The organism is Pseudomonas sp., assembly GCF_050739995.1.
Classification (GTDB): domain Bacteria; phylum Pseudomonadota; class Gammaproteobacteria; order Pseudomonadales; family Pseudomonadaceae; genus Aquipseudomonas.
This window is the reverse complement of the sequence record NZ_JBOICG010000358.1, coordinates 1-8,308: the sequence shown is the minus strand read 5'-3', so window position 1 is coordinate 8,308 and position 8,308 is coordinate 1. Positions and strand designations below refer to the sequence as shown.

The window sequence follows — 8,308 nt, the reverse complement described above, 5'->3', positions numbered from 1 at the left end:
ATGTGGGAGCTGGCTTGCCTGCGATGAGGCCAGCACATTCAACATCTCCAGCGAATGTGCCACCGCTATCGCAGGCAAGCCAGCTCCCACAGGTTGATCGAGTGAAGGCTTCAGTCAGGCGTACTGCGCAGCTGCGTAACCCGAAGCCCAGGCCCACTGGAAGTTGAACCCGCCCAGATGGCCGGTCACATCCAGCACTTCACCAATAAAGTACAAGCCCGGGCTTTTCAGCGACTCCATGGTCTTGGACGACACTTCCCGTGTGTCCACTCCGCCCAGCGTCACCTCGGCGGTGCGATAGCCTTCAGTGCCCGCTGGTACCAGCTGCCAGCTCGACAGTTTTTGCGCGATATCGGCGATTTCGGCGTGGGTGTACTGCTTCATCGGCTTGGACACGAACCACGTTTCCGCCAGCAGATTGGCCATCTTCTTGGTGAATATCTCACCCAGCAGGGTTTTCAGCTCACTGTTGGGGCGCTCGACCTGTTGCTGTTGCAGCCAGGTGTGGGCGTCGTGGTCGGGCAACAGGTTGATCTCAACCGTGTCGCCGGATTCCCAGTACGAAGAAATCTGCAAAATCGCTGGCCCACTCAGGCCGCGGTGGGTGAACAGGATGTTCTCGCGAAAGCTCTGGTCGTTACAGCTGACCAGGCAATCCACCGAGGTGCCGGACAACTCGCCGCACAGTTCTTTAAGCTGGTCGGTGATGGTGAACGGCACCAGCCCTGCACGAGTTGGCAGCAGTTCATGGCCGAATTGCTTGGCCACCTGATAACCAAAACCTGTTGCGCCCAAGGTCGGAATCGACAGACCACCGGTGGCGATTACCAGGGATTCACAGCGCAGATCACCCAGGGTGGTTTGCAGCTGATAGCCGCTGTCGAGCTTGGCGATTTCCTCGATGGACGTATCCAGGTGCAGGCTCACGCCAGTCTGGATGCATTCATCCAGCAGCATGCCGAGGATGTCGCTGGACTTGTTATCGCAAAACAGCTGGCCGAGCTTCTTCTCGTGGTACGGCACGCCATGCTTGGCCACCAGCCCGATAAAGTCCCACTGGGTATAACGGGCCAGGGCGGACTTGCAGAAGTGCGCGTTGTGCGAGAGAAAGTTGGCCGGCTCGGTGTACATATTGGTGAAGTTGCAGCGGCCACCGCCAGACATCAGGATCTTCTTGCCGGCCTTGTTCGCATGGTCGAGCAACATCACCTTGCGCCCACGCCCGGCGGCGGTCAGCGCACACATCAAGCCTGCCGCGCCGGCGCCAATGATCACAACTTCGGTCGAGCGCAAAACGGTGTCCTTATACAAATTCTGAATTGAAATACAGTCAAATGTGGGAGGGGAGTTTTTACAAGATCCGCACGCGCAGCGAACGGCCCTTGATCTTGCCGTCGTTCAAACGCTGCAGCGCCTGCTTGGCGATCCCGCGTTCCACGGCCACAAACGCTTGGAAGTCAAAGATCGCGATCTTGCCGACCTGGGCACCCGGAATACCGGCTTCACCGGTCAGCGCGCCGAGGATATCGCCCGGACGCACCTTGTCTTTACGGCCGGCGGCGATGCACAGAGTGCTCATCTGCGGCAGCAACGGACCACCGCCTTGCGGCTTGAGGTTGTCCAGTTGGTCCCAGTTCAACGGCGACTTCTGCAATTGCTCGATGGCCTGGGCGCGGTGCGCTTCGGACGGCGCCACCAGGCTGATCGCAATGCCGGTTTCACCGGCACGACCCGTACGGCCCACACGGTGGATATGGATTTCCGAGTCGCGGGCCAGTTCGACGTTGATCACCATGTCCAGCGAGTCAATGTCCAGGCCGCGGGCGGCGACGTCGGTGGCCACCAGTACCGAAGTGCTGCGGTTGGCGAACATCGCCAGCACCTGGTCACGGTCGCGCTGTTCCAGGTCGCCGTGCAGGCCGACGGCGGAAATGCCCTTGGATGTCAGGTGATCCACGGTTTCCTGCACTTGCTGCTTGGTAAAGCAGAACGCCACGCAGGACGCCGGGCGGAAATGCGCCAGCACCTTGGTCACGGCGGCCATGCGCTCTTCCGGCGAGATCTCGTAGAAGCGCTGTTCGATCTGGTCGTCCGAGTGGAACGCTTCGGCTTTTACCTGTTGCGGCGCACGCATGAATTTCGAGGCCAACTGCTTGATGCTCACCGGGTAGGTGGCCGAGAACAGCAGGGTTTGGCGGCGCGGCGGAGTCTTGCTGATGATGTCTTCGATGGCATCGTAGAAGCCCATGTCGAGCATGCGGTCGGCTTCATCGAGGATCAGCGTGTTCAAGCCGTCCAGCACCAGCGAGCCCTTGCGCAGGTGCTGCTGGATGCGGCCCGGTGTGCCGACGATGACGTGGGCACCATGTTCCAGGGAGGCGATCTGCGGGCCGAGGGACACGCCGCCGCACAGGGTCAGCACCTTGATGTTGTCTTCGGCACGGGCCAGGCGGCGGATTTCCTTGGCGACCTGGTCGGCCAGCTCACGTGTCGGGCACATCACCAGCGCCTGGCAGCCGAAATAGCGCGGGTTGATCGGGTTCAACAGGCCGATGCCGAAGGCGGCGGTCTTGCCGCTGCCGGTCTTGGCCTGGGCAATCAGGTCCAGCCCCTTGAGGATCACCGGCAAGCTTTGCGCCTGGATCTGCGTCATCTCGACATAACCCAGCGAGTCGAGGTTAGCCAGCATGGCGGCGGACAGGGGCAAAGTATTAAAAGCGGTGGCGATGGTAGTCACGGGACTGGCTCTGCAAAACAAAATGTCGCGCAGTGTACCAGCCTCGTGGGAATTTCCCTGCAAGTTCTAGACGAGAAGCCGGTTAATGCTCGATGTCGTGCTCGCGACTGACTACCCGTTTGCCGTCGCTGGGCGACAGTTGCAGGAAGATCGCTGCTGCCAGCATGGCCATGATGCCCACGGTGAGGAAGGTCAGCTGGAACGCGCCGAGTACGCTTTCTACGCCATCGTTGCCGGTTTCGGCGGTAAAGCCGCCGAGCAATGCACCGGCACAGGCCACGCCGAGGCTCAGGGACAGTTGTGCCACCACCGACAGCAAACTGTTGCCGCTGCTGGCTTGGGCGTCGTCGAGGTCGATCAGGGTGACGGTGTTCATCGCGGTGAATTGCAAGGAGTTGATTGCCCCCAGCACCGCCAGCATGCACAACAGCAGCGGATAGGGCGTGTGCTCGCTGACCAGGCCCATGCTGGCCAGCATGATGCCCAGGAACAGGGTGTTGCCGGTCAGTACGATGCGATAACCCAGGCGTTCGATCAGGGTGCGTGCGACGGACTTGGCAAACATCGCCGCCGCCGCCAGGGGCAGCATGCTCATCCCGGCTTCCGACGGTGAATAGCCCAACGCCACCTGTAATAGCAACGGCACCAGGAACGGCAGGGCACCGCTGCCCAGCCGCGCAAACAGGTTGCCGAGGATGCCCACGGCGAAGGTGCGGGTCTTGAACAGCACCGGCGAAAAGAGCGGGTTATCGATATGCCCGGCACGCAGCCAATACGCCGCCAGGCACGCCAGCCCACCAAACAGCAGCAACATCACCCGCAGGTGGGGCAGGTGCAGTTCGCCCAGGCCTTCCATGGCGATGGTGATCAGCACCATCGCCGCGCCGAACAGCAAAAAGCCTATGCCGTCGAAACGGGTGCGCTCGCTGCCGCGCAGGTCGGGGATGAGTTTCCACACGGCGTAGCAGCCGATCATGCCCACGGGCAGGTTGATCAGGAAGATCCAGTGCCAGGTCAGGTATTGCACCATCCAGCCGCCCATGGTCGGGCCGAGCAGCGGGCCGAGCAGGCCGGGGATGGTGATAAAGCCCATGATCCGCACCAGTTCCGAACGAGGGTAGGCGCGCAGCACCACCAATCGCCCGACCGGCAGCATCAACGCACCGCCCAAGCCCTGGATCACCCGGGCGCCCACCAGCATGGTCAAGCTGCTGGACAGGGCGCACAGCAAGGAGCCGATGCTGAACAACATGATCGCGCCAAAGAAGATTTTCTTGGTGCCGAAGCGGTCGGCGATCCAGCCCGAGGCCGGGATCAGCAAGGCGACGGTGAGCATGTAGGCAATCACCACCCCTTGCATGCGCAGCGGGTTCTCCGCAAGGTCCCGTGCCATGGCTGGCAGTGCCGTGTTCAGAATCGTCCCGTCCAGCGATTGCATGAAGAAGGCAATTGCGACCACCCAGGGTAGCCAGCGGGCGGTCTTGGCATCGAGAGGGACGCGATTCGGCATATGAACCCTTTTGTTAGCAGGCTATGTGTCGGCGATTATGCGCCATCCGTCGCGCCTTTTCCCACTAGGAAATCCAGCAGTTCGCGGTGCACCGCCACGGCCGCTTCGTTGGATTCGAGGTCGAGCAAGTGCCCTGTGTGTTCGGCTACCGCAAAGCTGCTGCGCCCCACGTATTGCTTGAACAACTGCGCCTCGGCGGCGGGGGTGTATTCGTCCAGGGCGCCATTGAGGAAGTGCACCGGCGTTTCAATCTGCGTGAGTGCGGGCAGGTAGTTGCCATCGCCCAATGCCAGTACCTGATGGATGTGAAAGCGCGCCTGGCGGTACTCGGTGGTGGCCATGGTCGACAGGTGTCGATGGTTATTGCGCTTGAGGCGTGGCGACAGGTATTTACCGACCGTCTCGTTGAGCAGATGCCCGACGGCAGACTTGTCGTCGGCCTCGATCAGCACGCGCACGCGTTCCACGTAGTCGAGCATGGCCTGGTTGAGGTTGGGCGCCAAGGCCATCACCACCGAGCTTTTGATGGACGGCGGATTGTGGGCCAGGGTCAGCAACGTGGAGATGCCACCCCAGGAGGCCGACACCAGATGGTTGACCTCAAAGCGCTCCACCAGGGCGCGCAACATTTGCACTTCGTCGTCCTTGGTCACCAGGTCGAGGTCGGTATTGTGTTCACGGGAATACCCCGAGAACGGCAAGTCGAACAGCAGCACATTGAAATGCTCGGCCAGGCATTTGCTGGTGCGGGCAAAGGATCGCGTGGTGGACAGTGCCCCATTGACCATCAGGACGGTGTTTTTTTCCGAATCGTTTCCTAGCTGCTCAACATGAACGTTGTAGTGCTTGAACAGCTTTTCTATGACAAAACTTCCATGGTTCATGTCAACGCTCCAGCTTGCCCTTTCCCGGGCAAGGTCGTGCTCTCGTGGGTGAGGGTGGCGGGATGCCACCAACCCTTATAACGAGGTTTTTTGCGGGCGACAACAGGCTGCCCGTGCAGGCGGGGAAGACAAGAATCAACCGTAGGAAGGGGCGAAACAGAGATGTCTGAACTCAGCACAACTCAATGTGGGAGGGGGCTTGCCCCCGATTGCAGCGTGTCAGCTGATGAGTACTTGGCTGATACACCGCTATCGGGAGCAAGCCCCTCCCACAGAGGAACTGCTGTGTTTAGAGGGTCAGGGTCAGGCGTTTGACCAAGGCCCCTGGCAACAGGTTGGATGCCGTGTTGCGTTGGTCGTAAGTGCTCGGTGACAGCAGCAGTTCCCGATCAGTGGTCAATGCTTCCAGCTGCGAACCCAGCAGGTTGTACACACTGTCATCAAACCGCATGGTGCTGACCGGCGCCTTGATCTCGCCGTCTTCCACCCAGAAGGTGGCAAAGCGGGTCATGCCGGTGAGGCGCGCGGCCGGCAGGTCGGAGTAGTTCAGGTACCACAGGTTGCTGATGTACAGCCCGGTGCCCAATTGCTTGAGAATATCGGCCTGGTCCAGCGTGCCCGCCGCCATTTGCAAGGCGCTCGGGGATTCATCACTGCTGGCACCGTTGGTACTCAAACCGTATTCGGCGGCGCTGCGCGAGTTGATCAATTGGCCTTCTGCCTTGCCGCCATTGATCAGCGTGACATCCCCGCGTGGGTAGCCTTCGGTGGAAAACGCCTGGCTCAGCGAACCGCTGATCTGCTCATCCAGTTTCACCAGCGGGCTCAACGACTGCTCACCGGCATACAGCTTTTGCAGCGAGCTGCCTTTGCTGGCGATGGCCTGGGCGGAAAAACCACCCCAGGTGATAATGCTGATGATCTCTTCCAGCGCCGCCGGGGCGAGGTAGGCGCGGTATTGTCCGGGGGACAGTTTGTGCAACGGGCGACCGAGGAACTCAAGCTGTTCGCGGGCCTGCTGGATGCGTGCCGCGAACTCGGCGCTGTCCCATGTGTGCCCGGCGTAGCTGGCTTTCACCGCTTCACCATTGGGGTGGAACAGGCTGAAATCGAAGTTGAAGCTGTTGGCGCGATGCCAGCCAAAGGCCCCGTCCGAACTGGCGAAACCTCGGCTGATCGGGCCTGCGGCGTAAAAGCCGACCAGATCGACGCCGTCGGCGGCCTGGCTGATGGCGTCCAGTACCTGGGCTAATTCCGGAAGTGGTCGCGCTTGTTCATTGTGGCTTTGCCAGGCGTTGTGGTTCAGCAGCAGGTATGGGTCCTGGGGCAGCAGTGGCAGGGTTTCGCGCAGTTGTTGCAGGCCGTCGGCCAGGCGTTGGCGATCCAGCTCGCGTTCGCCGGACAGGGTGATACCCAGGTCGGCATGGCGCCCCTCGTTGATCAGTTTCAGATTGAGGCTGGCTTGCTGCACTTGCCCGGCCTGGCGTACCTGCCCATGGTTGAAGCGCACGAACTCAGACGCTTCATCCGCATAGCCCAGGTGAAATTGTTCCTTGTCGGTGATGGCCTGCTTGAGCCATTCCACCAGTGCCTTGAAGTTGTTCATCAGGCATCTCCCCCAAAAACATCGACGTTGCTGAACACGCAGGCCGGCGAGGCATGGCCTACGCGGATCACCTGGTTGGGTTCGCCTTTGCCGCAGTTAGGCGTGCCCAGCACCTTGAAGGTACTGGCGTCGCCGACGGCGCTGAGGTTGCGCCAGAACTGCGCGGAAATCGCTCGGTAGTTGGGGTTTTTCACCACGCCCTTGAGCTCGCCGTTTTCGATCAGTTGGCCCCATTCGCAGCCGAACTGGAATTTATTGCGCGCATCGTCGATGGACCAGGAGCGGTTGGTCGACATCAGGATGCCGCTTTCGATGCCGCCAATCAGTTGCGCGAGGTTCTTGTCGCCCGCTTCGATATTCAGGTTGGCCATGCGATCGATCGGCGGACGGTTCCAGCTGCTGGCACGGCTGTTGGCTACGCCGCCCAGGCCCGAGCGGAACTGCGACAGCGCACCGCCCAGCGGTTTGACCAGCAGCCCTTCGCGGATCAGGAACTGCTTGCTGGCTGGGGTGCCTTCGTCGTCATGGCCGTAGCTAGCGAGTTGTTCGGGGATGTCCGGGTCGAAGGTCACGTTGAGCAGCGGTGAGCCATATTGCAAGTGGCCGAAGTCACTGGCTTTGACAAAACTGGTGCCGGCGTAATTGCGCTCGTCGCCCAGGATGCGGTCCAGTTCCAGCGGGTGGCCGATGGACTCGTGGATCTGCAGGATCATCTGGTCGGGCATCAACAACAGGTCGCGCGGGCCGCTGGGCGTGTTCGGTGCGGCCAGCAGTTGCAGGGCTTCATCGGCGATGCGCGGCGCGGCGCCGACCAGGCCGAAGCGGCTGATCACGTCGAACCCGCCTTGCTGGCCAAAGTTGCTGCCGCCGAAGGTACGGGTCTGGCTGTCGTTACCGTCGTAGGCCGTGACGTTCACGCCGGGGAACACAAAGCGCTGGGCCTGGCGTAATTGTGCCCCGGCGCTGTTGAGGTAGATCTGCTCGACGTGGGTCAGGCCGAGGCTGACGTCCCAGCTCACCAGGCGCTCGTCCTTGGGCACGGCGGCCGACTCGCTGCCGAGCAACTGGTAGCAGTCGCTCAAGGACGGGAAGGGCTGGTTGAGGTCGGGGGACAGGTAGTCGGCGACGTCACTGGAGACCGGTTGGTCGCGCAGGTCGAGCAGGGCGTGGGGCTTGATCAGGCGGGCTTGCTGTTCGGCGCGCTCGAGGGCCGCTTGCAGGCCGGCAAGGGAAATGTCGTTGGTCGCGGCATAGGCTTCCACGCCATTGAGACGCACGGTGAGCATGGCACCTTCGTCGTGGCCCAGGTGGGGCGGCTCGGCGACGTTCTTGCGTACAGACAGGTATTGGCCTGATTCACGTACGTAGCGCAGCGAGAAGAACTCGGCGGTGGTACGCAGGGCACTGAAGTGTTTTTTGAGTGTGGCGTGGTGGTCGAACATGGGGCCTTCCTTGTGGGCGGCTCGTCGCGGGCAGGCAGACAGAGTAGCTGATCAAGGAGGGGTTTTGCATTGGCTGCTCGGGCCTCATCGGGGGCAAGCCCCCTCCCACATTTTTGACCGTGTGAACCC

6 protein-coding genes are annotated in these 8,308 nt (G+C 61.4%); all 6 read right to left on the bottom strand.

Annotation, left to right across the window (positions count from 1 at the left end):
* Positions 1 to 114: 114 nt before the first annotated feature.
* The 6 genes from ACRESD_RS11965 to ACRESD_RS11940 all read right to left on the bottom strand — a co-directional run bounded on the left by ACRESD_RS11965 (position 115) and on the right by ACRESD_RS11940 (position 8,179).
* Complete coding sequence (locus ACRESD_RS11965; RefSeq protein WP_431751085.1) at positions 115 to 1,293, bottom strand: NAD(P)/FAD-dependent oxidoreductase; 1,179 nt, start codon at positions 1,291 to 1,293, stop codon at positions 115 to 117.
* 58 nt (positions 1,294 to 1,351) lie between these two features.
* Positions 1,352 to 2,689, bottom strand: coding sequence for an ATP-dependent RNA helicase DbpA (dbpA, locus tag ACRESD_RS11960; RefSeq protein WP_431751086.1), 1,338 nt, complete (start codon positions 2,687 to 2,689; stop codon positions 1,352 to 1,354).
* Positions 2,690 to 2,819: 130 nt separating this feature from the next.
* Positions 2,820 to 4,247, bottom strand: a complete 1,428-nt coding sequence (mdtD, locus tag ACRESD_RS11955; RefSeq protein WP_431751084.1) for a multidrug transporter subunit MdtD — start codon at positions 4,245 to 4,247, stop codon at positions 2,820 to 2,822.
* A gap of 35 nt (positions 4,248 to 4,282) precedes the next feature.
* On the bottom strand, positions 4,283 to 5,131 hold the full coding sequence (locus ACRESD_RS11950) for an alpha/beta fold hydrolase (RefSeq protein WP_431751083.1): 849 nt from the start codon (positions 5,129 to 5,131) through the stop codon (positions 4,283 to 4,285).
* A 289-nt stretch (positions 5,132 to 5,420) separates the two neighbouring features.
* On the bottom strand, positions 5,421 to 6,737 hold the full coding sequence (locus tag ACRESD_RS11945; RefSeq protein WP_431751082.1) for a TldD/PmbA family protein: 1,317 nt from the start codon (positions 6,735 to 6,737) through the stop codon (positions 5,421 to 5,423).
* Positions 6,737 to 8,179 (bottom strand): TldD/PmbA family protein, encoded by a 1,443-nt coding sequence (locus tag ACRESD_RS11940; RefSeq protein ID WP_431751081.1) that lies wholly within the window; start codon positions 8,177 to 8,179, stop codon positions 6,737 to 6,739. Before ACRESD_RS11940 ends, ACRESD_RS11945 begins: the two co-directional genes overlap by 1 nt.
* Between the last annotated feature and the right edge of the window lie 129 nt (positions 8,180 to 8,308).

Bases quoted from the DNA above. Each gene is read 5' to 3' on its own strand.
- ACRESD_RS11950 (WP_431751083.1), bottom strand. From the start codon at position 5,131: ATGAACCATGGAAGTTTTGTCATAGAAAAGCTGTTCAAGCACTACAAC.
- dbpA (WP_431751086.1), bottom strand. From the start codon at position 2,689: ATGCTGGCTAACCTCGACTCGCTGGGTTATGTCGAGATGACGCAGATC.
- ACRESD_RS11945 (WP_431751082.1), bottom strand. From the start codon at position 6,737: ATGAACAACTTCAAGGCACTGGTGGAATGGCTCAAGCAGGCCATCACC.
- mdtD (WP_431751084.1), bottom strand. From the start codon at position 4,247: ATGCCGAATCGCGTCCCTCTCGATGCCAAGACCGCCCGCTGGCTACCC.
- ACRESD_RS11940 (WP_431751081.1), bottom strand. From the start codon at position 8,179: ATGTTCGACCACCACGCCACACTCAAAAAACACTTCAGTGCCCTGCGT.